The 14327-nt window shown below is 69.1% G+C and carries 9 protein-coding genes and 4 pseudogenes; 1 reads left to right on the forward strand and 12 read right to left on the reverse strand.

The features are described from left to right. Positions 1–77 precede the first annotated feature (77 nt). Together ACFQBT_RS09360 and aspS are read right to left on the reverse strand one after the other, a co-directional pair. Entirely contained in the window at positions 78–689 is a 612-nt protein-coding gene (locus ACFQBT_RS09360; protein ID WP_377822191.1) for an HAD family hydrolase, read from the reverse strand. Continuing rightward, positions 686–2478, reverse strand: a pseudogene (gene aspS, locus ACFQBT_RS09365) (aspartate--tRNA ligase). The gene ACFQBT_RS09360 and the pseudogene aspS overlap by 4 nt, the downstream one beginning before the upstream one ends. Before the next feature lie 283 nt (positions 2479–2761). Between aspS and argG the strand changes: the two are divergent. Then, on the forward strand, positions 2762–4180 hold the full coding sequence (argG, locus tag ACFQBT_RS09370) for an argininosuccinate synthase (protein ID WP_377822193.1): 1419 nt from the start codon (positions 2762–2764) through the stop codon (positions 4178–4180). 107 nt (positions 4181–4287) lie between these two features. Here argG and ACFQBT_RS09375 read toward each other — a convergent pair whose 3' ends face one another. The 10 genes and pseudogenes from ACFQBT_RS09375 to steA all read right to left on the reverse strand — a co-directional run bounded on the left by ACFQBT_RS09375 (position 4288) and on the right by steA (position 14279). Next, positions 4288–5262: a zinc-binding dehydrogenase gene (locus ACFQBT_RS09375; RefSeq protein WP_377822195.1), complete on the reverse strand. Its 975-nt coding sequence runs from the start codon at positions 5260–5262 to the stop codon at positions 4288–4290. 10 nt (positions 5263–5272) lie between these two features. Then, a complete protein-coding gene (locus ACFQBT_RS09380; RefSeq protein WP_377822197.1) occupies positions 5273–5593 on the reverse strand; it encodes an aminotransferase class I/II-fold pyridoxal phosphate-dependent enzyme in 321 nt (106 codons plus the stop codon). Positions 5594–5642: 49 nt separating this feature from the next. Next, a pseudogene (locus ACFQBT_RS09385) lies at positions 5643–6422 on the reverse strand (pyridoxal phosphate-dependent aminotransferase); the annotation flags it as partial. Further along, complete coding sequence (locus ACFQBT_RS09390; protein WP_377822199.1) at positions 6419–7096, reverse strand: NUDIX domain-containing protein; 678 nt, start codon at positions 7094–7096, stop codon at positions 6419–6421. The gene ACFQBT_RS09390 and the pseudogene ACFQBT_RS09385, both read right to left, overlap by 4 nt. Beyond that, a complete protein-coding gene (locus ACFQBT_RS09395) occupies positions 7093–8778 on the reverse strand; it encodes a CTP synthase (RefSeq protein ID WP_377822200.1) in 1686 nt (561 codons plus the stop codon). Before ACFQBT_RS09395 ends, ACFQBT_RS09390 begins: the two co-directional genes overlap by 4 nt. 11 nt (positions 8779–8789) lie before the next feature. Beyond that, positions 8790–9830, reverse strand: a complete 1041-nt coding sequence (locus tag ACFQBT_RS09400; protein WP_377822202.1) for a glycosyltransferase — start codon at positions 9828–9830, stop codon at positions 8790–8792. Then, positions 9827–11394, reverse strand: a pseudogene (gene murJ / locus ACFQBT_RS09405) (murein biosynthesis integral membrane protein MurJ). Before murJ ends, ACFQBT_RS09400 begins: the two are co-directional and overlap by 4 nt. Next, the gene (locus tag ACFQBT_RS09410) at positions 11391–12047 is read right to left on the reverse strand and encodes a hypothetical protein (RefSeq protein ID WP_377822204.1); all 657 of its coding nucleotides are present in this window, start codon (positions 12045–12047) and stop codon (positions 11391–11393) included. Before ACFQBT_RS09410 ends, murJ begins: the two are co-directional and overlap by 4 nt. Before the next feature lie 125 nt (positions 12048–12172). After that, positions 12173–13092: pseudogene (locus ACFQBT_RS09415) on the reverse strand (copper transporter). Beyond that, positions 13089–14279 (reverse strand): putative cytokinetic ring protein SteA, encoded by a 1191-nt coding sequence (gene steA / locus ACFQBT_RS09420; RefSeq protein WP_377822206.1) that lies wholly within the window; start codon positions 14277–14279, stop codon positions 13089–13091. Before steA ends, ACFQBT_RS09415 begins: the two are co-directional and overlap by 4 nt. Positions 14280–14327: the final 48 nt, after the last annotated feature.

The raw sequence follows: 14327 nt of genomic DNA on the forward strand, positions 1-14327 counted from the left end.
CGAGGATTCTGGAGGTCGATTGGCGGCAAGGGACCTGCATAACCTCGGTCGCTCCAGAATCCTCGCGGTCGGGCGGGTCAGTGCGGGACGGCGTATTCCGTCAGGATCCGCTCGAGGCCGGCGGCTCCGTCGTTCGGATCATGACGTACGGCGCGCAGCCCCACCTCGCGCGCAGCCTGGACGTTCATCTCCAGATCGTCGATGAACAGCAGGTCCTCGACAGGCAGCCCAAGGTCGGTACTGACGCGCGCAAAGAACTCCGGCTCGGGTTTGGCCACGCCCAGATCACTGGAGAAGTAGAGCCGGTCGAAGTGATCGGCGTACCCCATGGCCTCGACCATGTGCCGGCGGCGCTCGTCGTGCTGGTTGCTGGCCAATGCGCACATCGTGCCGGCAGCACGCACCCGGTCAACCAGGGCGAACGCCGCCGGGTCGACGTCTACGTGGGTCCACGAATCAACGATCGCGGTGAAGTGCTCGCTCAGCTGCAACTTCGCCAGCGCCCGCCGGATCCCGTCGGTGAACGGTTCGTCACCGCGCAGTGCCGGCCCTTCGGCCTTCCACAGCGCTTCGGGCAGATGGTCGCCACCGATGGCGCGCATCGTGGCAACCCAGTCGCCGCGGTGGTGCTGCAGGACGCCGTCGGCATCCCACAGCACCGCCGCGATCGGGCCGGCGCCGTCGCTCACGCTTGCTTCGGCTCCGCCGGTGACACGACGGGCTTGGCGTCTACGCCGGCTTCCTTGCGCTGCTGCGGCGTGATCGGCGCAGGCGCAGCGGTGAGCGGGTCGTAGCCACCGCCGGACTTCGGGAACGCGATGACCTCGCGGATCGAGTCGGAGCCGGCCAGCAGAGCGCAAATGCGGTCCCAGCCGAAGGCGATGCCGCCGTGCGGCGGCGCCCCGAACTGGAACGCCTCCAGCAGGAAGCCGAACTTCTCGTTCGCCTCCTGCTCCGAAAGGCCCATCACCTTGAACACCCGCTCCTGGATGTCCTTGCGGTGGATACGGATCGAGCCGCCACCGATCTCGTTGCCGTTGCACACCATGTCGTAGGCGTACGCGAGCGCCGAGCCGGGGTCGGTGTCGAAGGTGTCGAGGTACTCCTTCTTCGGCATGGTGAAGGCGTGGTGCACGGCCGTCCACGCACCGGCGCCGACCGCCACGTCGCCCGAGGCCACCGCGTCTGCGGCCGGCTCGAACAGCGGTGCGTCCAGCACCCACAGGAAGCTCCACGCCGACTCGTCGATCAGTTCGCAGCGCTTGCCGATCTCCAGCCGCGCGGCGCCGAGCAGTGCCCGGGAGGACTTGACGTCACCGGCAGCGAAGAAGATGCAGTCGCCCGGTTTCGCGCCGACATGCGGCAGCAGAGCGGACTTCTCGGCGTCCGAGAGGTTCTTGGCCACCGGACCGGTCAGCTCGCCGTCCTCCTGGACCAGCACGTAGGCCAAACCCTTTGCGCCGCGCTGCTTGGCCCAGTCCTGCCAGCCGTCCAACGTGCGCCGCGGCTGACTCGCGCCACCGGGCATGACGACCGCACCGACGTACGGCGCCTGGAAGACCCGGAAGGTGGTGTCCTTGAACAACGCGGTGCACTCGGTCAGTTCGTTGCCGAAGCGCAGGTCGGGCTTGTCCGAGCCGTAGCGGGCCATCGCCTCGGCGTACGTCATCTGCGGGAACGGCGTGGCGATGTCCACCCCGATCACCGCCCAGAGCGCCTTGGCGATGGCTTCACCGAGTTCGATGATGTCGGACTGCTCGACGAAGCTCATCTCGATGTCGAGCTGGGTGAATTCCGGCTGCCGGTCGGCGCGGAAGTCCTCATCGCGGTAGCAGCGGGCGATCTGGTAGTAGCGCTCCATCCCGGCCACCATCAGCAACTGCTTGAACAACTGCGGGCTCTGCGGCAGGGCGTACCAACTGCCCGGCGCCAGCCGCGCGGGCACCAGGAAGTCGCGGGCGCCTTCGGGAGTCGAGCGGGTCAGGGTCGGAGTCTCGATCTCGACGAAGTCGCGCTCGGCCAACACCGAGCGTGCCGCAGCGTTCACCTTGGAGCGCAGGCGGATTGCCCCACCCTGGTCCGGTCGGCGCAAGTCGAGGTAGCGGTACTTCAGCCGCGCTTCCTCGCCGACCGTCACGCGCTCGTCGATCTGGAAGGGCAACGGTGCGGCGGCACTCAGCACCTCGATCTCGTCGGCGACGACGTCCACCTCACCGGTGGGCAGGTCGGGGTTGACGTCCTTCTCGTCGCGGGGGTCACGGTGCCGACGACCTTGATGCAGTACTCGTTGCGCAGACCGTGCGCGGCTCCGGTGAGCACCTCGTCGCGGGCGACCACCTGCACGATGCCGCTGGCGTCGCGCAGGTCGAGGAAGGCCACACCACCGTGGTCTCGTCGTCGGGCCACCCAGCCGGTGAGCGTCACCGTGTTGCCCGCGTCAGCGGCGCGGAGCGTGCCGGCGTCATGGGTTCGAAGCATGATGTGCGTCCTTTCGGGTCAGTTCCCGGCAAGATCGCGATGAGCCGCCGCCTTGTCGGGAAGGCAGCCCAGGAGGTGTGGGCGGGGGCCAAGTCGCGGTGCCACCACACCTTCGCCGAGGAGACCCCGGCCTCTCGTCGGTCCGCCGCACGCGCGGTCCAGGGTCGGCGCGCTACGGCGCCTGATGGGTCGTCACGCCACCACCGAGGACGGGTCCATCGTACGACGTCCGCGGGTTGACCCCGAAACGGATTTCACGCCGCAACCTCTAGGCTTGATCTTTGTGTCAAAGGTGTTGAACTCGATCCCCGTCGGCGAGCGCGTCGGCATTGCCTTCTCCGGTGGCCTGGACACTTCCGTGGCCGTGGCCTGGATGCGTGAGCACGGCGCCATTCCGTGCGCCTACACCGCCGACCTCGGCCAGTACGACGAGCCGGACATCGCCTCCATCCCCGGCCGGGCCGGGCAGTACGGCGCGGAGCTGGCCCGGTTGGTCGACTGCCGTCGGCAGCTGGTCGAGGAAGGTCTGGCCGCGATCGCCTGCGGCGCGTTCCATATCCGCACCGGGGGACGTACCTACTTCAACACCACTCCCCTGGGCCGCGCGGTCACCGGCACGCTGCTGGTGCGGGCCATGCAGGACGACGGCGTGTCGATCTGGGGTGACGGATCGACGTACAAGGGCAACGACATCGAACGGTTCTACCGTTACGGCCTGCTGGCCAACCCCGGCCTGCGCATCTACAAGCCGTGGCTGGACGCGGACTTCGTCGATGAACTCGGCGGCCGGCAGGAGATGTCAGAGTGGCTGACCGCGCGCGACTTGCCCTACCGGGCTTCTGCCGAAAAGGCCTACTCGACCGACGCCAACATCCTGGGAGCGACCCACGAGGCGAAAACCCTTGAGCTGCTCGACTCTTCGCTGGAGATCGTCGAGCCGATCATGGGCGTGCCCTTCTGGGACGAGTCGGAGCACATCGCCGCCGAGGACGTGACGATCCGTTTCGAAGGCGGCCGCCCGGTGGCGATCAACGATGACACCTACGGCGGCGACATCGTCGCCCTCTTCATGGCCGCGAACGAGATCGGCGGCCGGCACGGTCTGGGAATGTCCGACCAGATCGAGAACCGCATCATCGAGGCCAAGTCCCGCGGTATCTACGAAGCACCGGGGATGGCGCTGCTCTTCGCCGCCTACGAGCGCCTGCTCAACGCGATCCACAACGAGGACACCGTCGCTGGGTATCACACGGACGGTCGGCGGCTGGGTCGCCTTCTGTACGAAGGGCGTTGGTTCGATCCGCAGTCGCTGATGATCCGTGAGGGCCTGTTGCGCTGGGTCGCGTCAGTGGTCACCGGCGAGGTCACGCTGCGGCTGCGCCGGGGCGAGGACTACTCGATCATCGCCACGGCCGGGCCGGCGTTCAGCTACCACCCGGACAAGTTGTCGATGGAACGCACCGAGGACGCCGCGTTCGGCCCGACCGACCGGATCGGGCAGCTGACGATGCGCAACCTGGACATCGCCGACACCCGCGCGAAGCTGGAGCAGTACGCCGGCCAGGGCTCTCTACCAGCCCGCGAGCGTGACCTCGTGGGTGAGTTGGAAACCGGCGGTGCGTCCCAGATCGCCGAGAACGCCACCACGAAGCCGAATGAGGAGTCGCTGGAGGCGGCATCGTTCGACTTCGGCGCCGACTGATCGCGCGTCGAACGGCGGACCGACGCCCACAAGGCCCGCGACGCGGCGATGTGTAGTGGTGCAGGCGCTGATGGCGACCGGGCCCGGAAGCGTGTCGCTGGTGTCAGTCAGTCCATGGTGACGACGAGTTTGCCGAACACATCCCCGTCGATCATCTTGGCGAAGGCGTCCTTCGCCTCGGCCAGCGGGCGCACCGAGTCGATGACCGGCTCGACGTTGTGTTCGACCAAAAAGTCCAGCAGATCCTTCAGCTCGGCCCGGGTGCCCATCGTCGAACCCTGGATCCGCATCTGCAGGAAGAAGATTCTGGTCAGCTCGGCCTTGTCCGGCGCATCCCCGGAGGTGGCACCGGCGATGACGACCGTGCCGCCGGGGCGCAGCGATTTGATCGAGTGCGACCAGGTAGCGGCACCGACGGTCTCGATGACCGCGTCGACGCGTCCGGGCAAACGCTCACCGGACGCGAAAACCTGGTCCGCGCCCAGCTCCAGCGCCCGCTGTGCCTTGGCCTCGTCGCGGCTGGTGACCCACATCCGCAGCCCGGCTGCAGCGCCCAGTTGCACTGCCGCCGTAGCGACTCCGCCGCCGGCGCCCTGGACGAGGACGGTGTCCCCCTTGCTGACCCGGGCGTTGGTGAAAAGCATCCGGTACGCCGTGAGCCAGCTTGTGGACAACACCGCCGCGTGTGTGGTGTCCAGTGCCGCCGGTTTGGGGATGAGATTCTCCCGCGGCACGTGCACGACCTCGGCGAGCGTGCCCGGATACACCTCCGACAGCAGCGACCGCTTCGGGTCCAGCGTCTCGTCCTGCCCGGCGTAGCCGGGCGATGAGATCACCGTGTGCAGCACACACTCGGTGCCATCCGGAGCGATCCCGACACCGTCGCAACCCAGGATCATGGGCAGCCGGTCGGCCGGCAGACCGACACCCTTGAGCGAGAAGACATCGTGGTGGTTGATGCTTCCGGCCTTCATCTGCACCGGTACCCACCCCTCCGGTGTGCTGGGCGGGTCGATCTGCCCGACCTCCAGGGCGTTGATCGGGTTGTCGGCATCGGCAGCGACGGCGAAGGCAGCAAGCATGGAAGCCACGCTAACGCGTCACGGCTCGCAATCGATCGATGGCCTCGTCCAGATCCGACGTACTGCCGCAAAAGGACAGCCTGGCGAAGCGATGCCCCTCCACCAGGTCGAAGTCGATACCCGGCGCGATGGCCACACCGGTGCGATCGAGCACGTCGAAGCACCAGGTCCGCGAGTCGTCGGTCAGGTGGGACACGTCGACGTAGGCGTAGAACGCACCGTCCGGTGGCGCGAACCGGGTGATCCCGAGCTCCGGCAACCGGCGCAGCAGCAGGTCGCGGTTGCGGGCGTAGCGCGCGACGTGACGTTCCAACTCGCCGCGCGCCCTCACCCAGCGCGGCCAGCGCCGCGACCTGTGAGACCGAAGGTGCGCAGATCGACAGATTGGCTTGCAGCACTTCGGCTCTCGCCCGGACGTCCGCCGGCAGAACGGTCCAGCCGACCCGCCACCCGGTCATCGAGTGGTACTTGCTGAAGGAACCCAGCACGATCGCGTCCGCACTGAACTGCCGGGCCGTCACGCAGGGTGCGCCGAAACTGATGCCGTGGTAGATCTCGTCGGAGAGCAGCACCACCTCGTTGGCTGCGCACCAGGCGGCCAGTTCGGCGAGGCGAGCAGGGTCGATGATGGTTCCTGTGGGGTTACCGGGACTGGCCACCACCAAGCCGCGCGGTCGCTCGGTCAGCGACTCCAGCGCTTCGACGGTGGGTTGGAACCTGGTGCTCGCATCCACCGGCACGTCCACCACGCGCAGCCCGAGAGCAAGCGCCGAGCTGCGATTGGCCGGATAGCCGGGCCGGGTCATGGCGATCAGGTCACCGGCTTCGAAGGCCGTGAGCAGCACCGTGCTGAATCCGCCCGACGACCCGTTGCTGATCAGGACCTCGTCCGGGTCAACCTCGACGTCGTAGGCCTCACGATAATGCGCTGCGACGGCGGCCAGGAGATCCGTGTTGCCACCGGGGTCGGTGTAGCCGAGGCCCTGTGTCTCCACGGCGGTCGCGACAGCGTCCCGCACCACGCGGGGCGCTGGCGTGGACGGCTGGCCGACGCACAACAACAGCAGGTCACCGTGCGTGGCCTGTCGCTTCGTCGCCGCCTTGAAAATCTCCATGACTTGGAACGGCGGGACGTCGGAGCGGCCTGAGACGGGAATCATCGGTGCGAGGGATGCTCCGGCCAGCCCGCGTCCGCCGCCCTCAGCGTGGACCAGTCGCGGCTCCGTGCGGCAGCGGCGGCCAGGACGCCGGCGATGAGCAACGAATTGTGCAGTCGTCCTTCCAAAGCGGCCGTCACCGCGGCATCGAGACCCAGCCAGCCGCAGCTCATCCCCGCCTCTTCGCCCTGGCGCACGAAACCCTCTGCGACCGCGTCGAATACGTCCCGAGCCAGGAAAACCCGGATTGCTTCCGACGACCCTCCCGGTGTTGAGAACATGTCGACGAGGACGTGCCACTGCCTTGCTCCGAGGTGCGCCTCCTCGGCCAGTTCCCGGGACGCGGCCTCCTGCGGCGGCTCGCCCTCCACATCGAGCAGTCCGGCGGGAAGTTCCCATTCCAGTGCCCGCACCGGATGGCGGTACTGCCGGATCAGCAGCACCTGCTCGGATCCGGGCCCACCGCGCAACGCCACGATGCCTACGGCTCCGGGGTGGCGCACGTAGTCTCGGGTGACGGTGCCGCCGTCACCGCCGAGGTCCACGACGTCGGTGCGGACATCCCAGACGTGCCCGGCGAAGGACGTCTGTGATGACAGCAGCTTCGCCGGCTCGATCCGGTCGGCGAGGTCCGTCGGTAGGTCTGGGGCCGACGTACCCGAGGAGTTGGACGTCACTGCGCGGCAACGGTTTCGGCCGCGCGGGGCTTCTCGACCTCCACCAACCGGCTTGCCTTCTGCGCATCGATGGCGGCGCCGACCAGCCCCGCAAACAGCGGGTGGGCGCGGTCCGGGCGGGACTTGAACTCCGGGTGCGCCTGGGTCGAGACGTAGTAGGGATGTACGTCGCGCGGCAACTCCACGAACTCCACCAGATTGCGATCCGGTGAGGTGCCGCTGATGACCAGCCCGGCCTCCGTCAGGCGGTCGCGGTAGGCGTTGTTGACCTCGTAACGGTGCCGATGCCGCTCGGTCACCTCGGTCGCCTCGTACACCGAGGCAGCAATCGAATCTTCCTGCAGCACAGCCGGATAAGACCCCAGGCGCATCGTGCCGCCCAGGTCACCGGCTCCTTCGACGAACGCCTTCTGCTCCTCCATCGTCGCGATCACCGGGTCGGCGGTCTGCGGATCGAACTCGCTGGAGCTGGCGTCCTCGATGCCCAGCACGTGCCGGGCGTACTCGATCACCATGCACTGCAGACCCAGGCAGATGCCCAGCGTCGGGATCTTGTTCTCGCGTGCCCAGCGCAGCGCACCGAGCTTGCCCTCGATGCCGCGCACCCCGAAGCCGCCGGGCACCAGGATCGCATCCACACCACCCAACGCCTTCTGCGCACCGGCCGGGGACTGACATTCGTCCGAAGCGACCCATCGGATGGTGACCTTGGCGTCGTGGTGGAATCCGCCGGCCCGCATGGCCTCGGTCACCGACAGGTAGGCGTCGGGCAGATCGATGTACTTGCCCACCAGGGCGATCTCGACGTTATGCGCAGGGTCGTGCACGCGGCGCAGCAGCTCGTCCCAGTCGTCCCAGACCACGTCACGGAACGGCAACCCGAGCCGGCGTACGACATAAGCGTCCAGGCCTTCGCGGTGCAGCACCTTGGGAATGTCGTAGATTGACGGCGCATCAACGCACGCGGCGACCGCCTCGTTGTCGACATCGCACATGAGGGAGATCTTGCGCTTGATCGACTCCGGAAGGTCGCGGTCGGCGCGCAGGACCAACCCGTCGGGCTGAATACCCAACTGCCGCAACGCAGCCACCGAGTGCTGGGTCGGCTTGGTCTTCAGTTCGCCGCTGGGCGCAAGGTAGGGCACCAGCGAGACGTGCAGGAAGAAGACGTTGTCGCGGCCGAGGTCCTGACGCACCTGCCGGGCCGCCTCGAGGAAGGGCAGCGATTCGATGTCACCGACGGTGCCGCCGATCTCGGTGATGATCAGGTCGACGTCGCTGGCCGCCTGAGCGCGCATCAGCCGCTTGATCTCGTTGGTGATGTGCGGGATCACCTGCACCGTGTCGCCCAGGTACTCCCCGCGGCGCTCCTTGGCGATCACCTGGCTGTAGACCTTGCCCGTGGTCGCGTTGGCGCTGCCCTCGAGGTTGGTGTCCAGGAAGCGCTCGTAGTGCCCGATGTCCAGGTCGGTCTCGGCACCGTCCTCGGTGACGAAGACCTCGCCGTGCTGGAACGGGTTCATCGTGCCGGGATCGACATTGATGTAAGGGTCCAGCTTTTGCATCGTGACCCGTAGACCGCGGGCCCGGAGCAGATGCCCGAGGCTCGAGGCGGTCAGGCCCTTGCCGAGTGAGGAGGCGACGCCTCCGGTTACGAAGATCTGTTTCGTCACGTCCACCACGGGTTACCAGTCTATGACATCGGAAGCGTTGTCAGGGACTCATAGAGCCCGATCAATGCGTCGATCTCGTCACGCCGGGTCGGAAGTGTGGCGGCGACGGCGCGCACCTGAGCCCCGCGAGAGGTGCGGTACGCCGGGTCGCCGGCCAGTCGGCGTACCTCGCCGGCGATCCCCTCCACGTGCGGGAAGTCGACGAAAACGCCTGCCGCACCGATAGTTTCGCGGATTCCACCGACGTCGAAGGCGACTACGGGCAGCCCGGCACGCACCGCTTCCTGCAACCACACGGGCTGCCCCTCCCACGCAGCGGTGGACACGGCGACATCGGCGGCGGCCAGCACCCGGGGCACGTCGTCACGGCGGCCGAGGAGTTCCACCGGCGCGCCGCCGGCGTCGATCCGCGCCTGGAGCGAGGGACGGTCCGGGCCGTCGCCCACCACCGACCACCTCACGTCGTCGACGAGAGTGGCCGCATCGATCAGCAGGTCGATCCGTTTCTGGGCGGTCAGCCGGCCGACGCACACGGCCCGGAAACCTTCGTGGGGTATCGGCGCCGCAACGACATCGTCGGGCGCCGCGATCACGGCGCGGCGGACGTCCCGGGCTCCCGCTCGACGGGCCGGTTCGTCCAGGTCCGGACTGACCGAGAGCACCACGGCACTGCTGCACACCGCCACCCGCAGCAGCAGTTTGAACACCGCCGCATGGACCCCGGAGGTCGTCGGTGCTGCGTTGTGCAGTGTGGTGACCACTGGGCGCCCGGTACGCGCCAGGGCCGTCAGGGCGCCGGCCCGCACCCCGTGCGCGTGCACGACGTCCGCGTCTCGCAGCCCGCGCAGCAGCCTCACGGTGGCCGCGTCCGCGCGCGGATCCGGTCGTACGCCGATGCGCACCGGCACGCGACGCACGCCGTCGATCGCCAGCGCATCCAGGACCCCGGCCGGCGCTGCCACCTCCACGGTGTGCCCGGTGTCGATCAGGCCCCCGGCCACCGACCGCACGTGGGCCAGGACTCCGCCGGCCACCTCACCGAGCACGATGGCGACCTTCATGCCCGCCCCCGGCGGATGACCAGCCGCTGCAGCGTTGCACGGTCGAGCAGAGCAAGTACCACCCCGAAGACCGCCGTGGTCACGACGGCCGCGAGGACCGCAGTGAGGGCGGACGCGACCAGCGAGTTGCCCTCGAGGACCTGCGCGCACCACCGCCCGACCAGAGCGCCGGCCGCAGCCGCCACCAGCCCGGCCCCCAGGGTCCGCCACGGCAGTCGTGACCATCCTGCGCCGCGCAGCAGCAGCGCCGCGAGCGCGAGGGCGGCGATACTCATCCCGATCGTGCTGAAGACACCCAGGCGCACCAGCACCGTCCCGGAGTCGGTGCGCGACGTGAGGGTCAGCAGCGGCCCGAGTCCCGCGATCGCCCAGCCGAGGCACATTGCGGCGGCCGCTGCGCCGGTGATCTGCCGTGCGTACGCCGCGCGCAGCAGCAACGCGGTCAGCCCGAATCCGAGCACCCCGGGCGCAAAGGCGGTCAGCGACGGTGCCAGGGCGTCGAGTGCGTTCGCCCCGGTGCCGTCGCGGCCGGCGTCGAGCGCGCCGAAGAACCGTCCGGCAGCCGGCGCTACCGCGATCAACAGGGCCGCGGAAGCGGCTCCGGCGACGGCGACCACCGCGGCCGACCGGCCCAGTGTGCCGGGAGTCCCGGTGGCCAGGCGCGGGAAAGCCGCGGTTGCGACGGGGACGGCCAGCACGGCGTACGGGAGAAGGTAGAGAGCCTGCACGTAGTTGTAGACGGTCAGCGCGCCCGGGCCGCCCCGGTGGTTGGTCACCCAGGCGGTGATCAGGACGGCGAGCTGCTGCGCGATCAGTGCGGCGACGCCCGCGCCGGCGAGCCGGCGGGCCTGGGCGGCCACTCCCGGCGGGAAGTGCCAGGTCGGGCGCAGCCGGATGCGCGCCCGGGCGGCAACGCCCAGTAACGGCAGACTCAAGGCGCACACCCCCAAGGTGGTACCCCCGGCCAGCACGGCGACGGCGGCGGGCGTGACCGTCGCCGGGTCACCGGTGCCGATCCGACCGAAAAGCAGGTACGAGGCGATGACGACCAGACTGGACAACAAGGGTGCGACGGCGGCGGCGACGAAGCGCTGGTGCGCTTGGAGAACTCCCCGGCCACCACGCCGATGCCGTAGAGGACGACCTGCGGGGCGAAGATGCGCACGAACGTCGCCGCCAGACCGACCGCCGAATCACCGCAACCGTTGCTGCCCAGCAGCCATGCGGCGATCGGTCCGGCGAACAGGGCGAGGAGTACGGCGAGCGGCAGCAACACCGCGATCGCCCAGGTCAGCAGCGCGGAGGCGATCCGGTCGGCGTCGGCGCGGTCCGTGACCAGCGCACGGGCTACGAGCGGCACCGCGACGGCGGCCAGCGCACCGCCGGCTGCGACTTCGTACAACACGTTCGGCAGCAGATTCGCAGTGTTGTAGACCTGCCCCACGCACGTCGCGCCGACGGAGTGGGAGAAGGCCAGCCACCTGCCGAATCCGACGATCCGGGACAGCAGGGTAATCGCCGCGATCGTCCCGGCGGCGGCGGCCAACGAACCGCGGCGGCTCATTCCGGCCGACCCCAGCGGTCGACGGCATCCAGGACGGGGTTGCTCGCAATGACGGCGGTGAAACTGATGCGTTCGGAGGCGAGGATCAGTCCGACGACGGCGGCGGCGGCCACGGCACGACCTGCCAGCGGCAGCCGCCGGGCCCATGCCACTCCCAGGACGGCCCCCAGGGCGTTGGCGCCGGTGTCGCCCAGCATGCTGCGTCCGGCCAGGTCGGCCGGTGCGGCAGCAGCCGTGGCACCCACGATCGCTGCGGCGCTGTCGTCGGCGACGAGCAGCAACGGCGCCGCCGCGGCGAGCGCGACCTTGAGGGCCCGGCCCGGGCGCAGGTCGAACAGGTTCAGCAGGTTCGCGCACCCCGCGACCAGGACAGCGCCGGCCGCGGTGTCCACGGCGCCCCGGCGACCGCGGTCCGTAATCGCGGTGGCGGCCACGGCCGCGGCGCCGATCCCGACGATCTTGACCACGCCGGTGGTGAGCTGACCGTGCCGTAGCGCCGTGAGGTGACCCCGCAAACCCTTGCTGGCGGCCTTCTGGCCGGTCGCGAGATCGTCCAGCAGACCCGCGGCACCAGTTGCCGCAGCCAGGGCCGCCGGAAGCGCCCCTGCGGTGACCAGGCCCGCGACGACTGCGGGACCCTCAGCGAGGGTCACGTCCCGTCCCGCAAAGTTCCTGCGAGACAGGGGTTCTCGGCACTGCGTGCGCAGCAGACCGCGGTAGGCAGCGGTGCTGATGAGGCCTGCGCCAACCGCGCGGATCGCAGCCGCCGGGTAGCTGGTCACCGGGGCGCGGTGATTGCCGGGATCGGTCCCGTCGCGTCCGCTCCGAGGCCGTACTGGCCGGAGACGCCGGCTAATTCTTTCTGGGTGGCCAGCACCAGTGCCGTCTGGCCCATGGCCCGGCTGCCGTCGTCGACCACGCTCATCGTGGCGGTTGCGTCGGCCGACCCGCGCAGCGAGGTCACCAACGGATCGGGGTTGGTCAGGTCGTTGTCGGCCGGGCCGCTGGAGACACCGACGACGGCGGTGGTGGAGGCGCCGAGTCCGGAGACGGTGCCGGTCCAGCCGGTGACGGTCTGTTGGTCGGTCGTCGCGGGCAGCCCGGGCCACAGGACCACGAGGCTGGTGGGTTTGCTGGTGCCGGTGTCGTCGATGTCGATCAGCGACTCGGCTTGCAGTTTGTCCAGAGCGGTCTTCCCGGCGGCGGACTCCCGGCCCATGACGGCTTTGCCCAGGACGATTCCCGGCAGCCGGGTGGCGTCGGTCTGCGCCGGGTCGACTCCGACCGTCGAAGCCGCCGACCGCAGGTGTTCAGCGGACGATGACTGCAACCAGGAGTCGCTGAGGGTGATCGTGGTCGCCACGGACCCCCGGCGGTGGCGATCGAGGACTTGGTCGCCGAGACCAGGCCGTTGGGGGTGCCGGGCAACAGGACCAGCGCTATCGAGTCGCCGCTCAACACCCCGCCGACCAGAGCGGGGTCGGCGAGGGTGGCGAAGTTGTCGGCCCGGTTCAGGGCGTTGCCGGTGGCCTGGACCTGTGCGCGCAGCGCTGCCTGCTCCGATCGCAGACTGCTGGCCTGGTGGTTCAACGAGTCGCCGACGCCACCGGCCAGCGTGAACGCGCCGATGACGATACCCACCGCGAGCGCCAGGAAGACGGCGACGAGCGAAACGATGTGATAGCGGAAATCGATCATTGGAACAATCCTCGCAACCACGCCCACAGGTCGTCCCAGCGGGCGCCCAGCAATTGCAGCGCGGCGCTACCGCCGGGGGTTGCGATCATCGCCACGACCAGCGCGATCAGCCCCGCCAGCACCAACAGCACCAGCGCCCGGGCGCTGATCGTGGAGCGGTAGAGCTGACTGACGCCCTTGGCATCGACCAACTTGCTGCCGACCCGCAACCGGGTCAGGAAGGTACTGGCCATCCCGGCCCGGCCCTTGTCGAGGAACTCGATCAACGTCACGTGCGTGCCCACCGCGACGATGAGGTTCGCACCGGACTCGTCGGCCAGCAGCATCGCGATGTCCTCGCTGGTGCCCGTGGCAGGGAACACCACGGGGTCCTCGACCCCCAACTCCTTGACGCGGGCCAGCCCCGGCGCCCGGCCGTCGCGGTAGGCGTGCACCACGATCTCGGCGCCGCAGCGCAGAGTTTCATCGGACACCGAGTCCATGTCTCCGACGATCAGATCCGGTTTGTAGCCCGCTTCCCGCAGTGCGTCGGCGCCGCCGTCGACCCCGATCAGGATGGGCCGCTGGTCGCGGATGAAACTGCGCAGCGTCTGCAGATCCTCGCGGTAGTGATAACCGCGCACGACGATCAGCACCGGCAGGCCGTCCATCGACGTACGCAATTCCGGCAGGCCGACACCGTTCAACAACAGGTCGCGCTCTTCGCGCAGGTAGCTCATGGTGTTGCCGGCGAACGCCTCGATCTGCACGGCGAGACCCGCGCGCGCTTCGTCCATCGCGTGTTCGACCGCTTCAGGCGTCATCGTCGTCCCGGTAGCGACGACCGCGCCGTCGACCAGCACCCCACCGTCCGCGCTCACGCCGACCTGATGGCCTTCGGGGATCTTCATCACCTCAGCACCGGCCGCGTCGATCAGCGGAATCCCACTGTCGACCACGATGCCGGGGCCGAGATTCGGATACCGGCCGGTGCTGGACCTCGCGGCGTTGATGATGGCCACCGGGCGGCAGGTGACCAGGGCCTCGGCGCTGACCCGGTCCAGATCCTCGTGATCGATGATGGCCACGTCGCCGGGTTTCAACCGCTTGGTGAGGGTTTTGGTGCGAGCGTCGACGCGCGCAGGCCCGAGCACCGCAACGGCGTCGGTGCCGGAATCGCGGCGTACGGGCAGTCTCACGCCCGCCATCGTCGCACGTCGGCGTAGGTCATCGCTCCCGCGCAACGCTCAGCAGCT

This window comes from Branchiibius cervicis, from assembly GCF_042661605.1.
Taxonomy (GTDB): Bacteria; Actinomycetota; Actinomycetes; order Actinomycetales; family Dermatophilaceae; genus Branchiibius; species Branchiibius cervicis.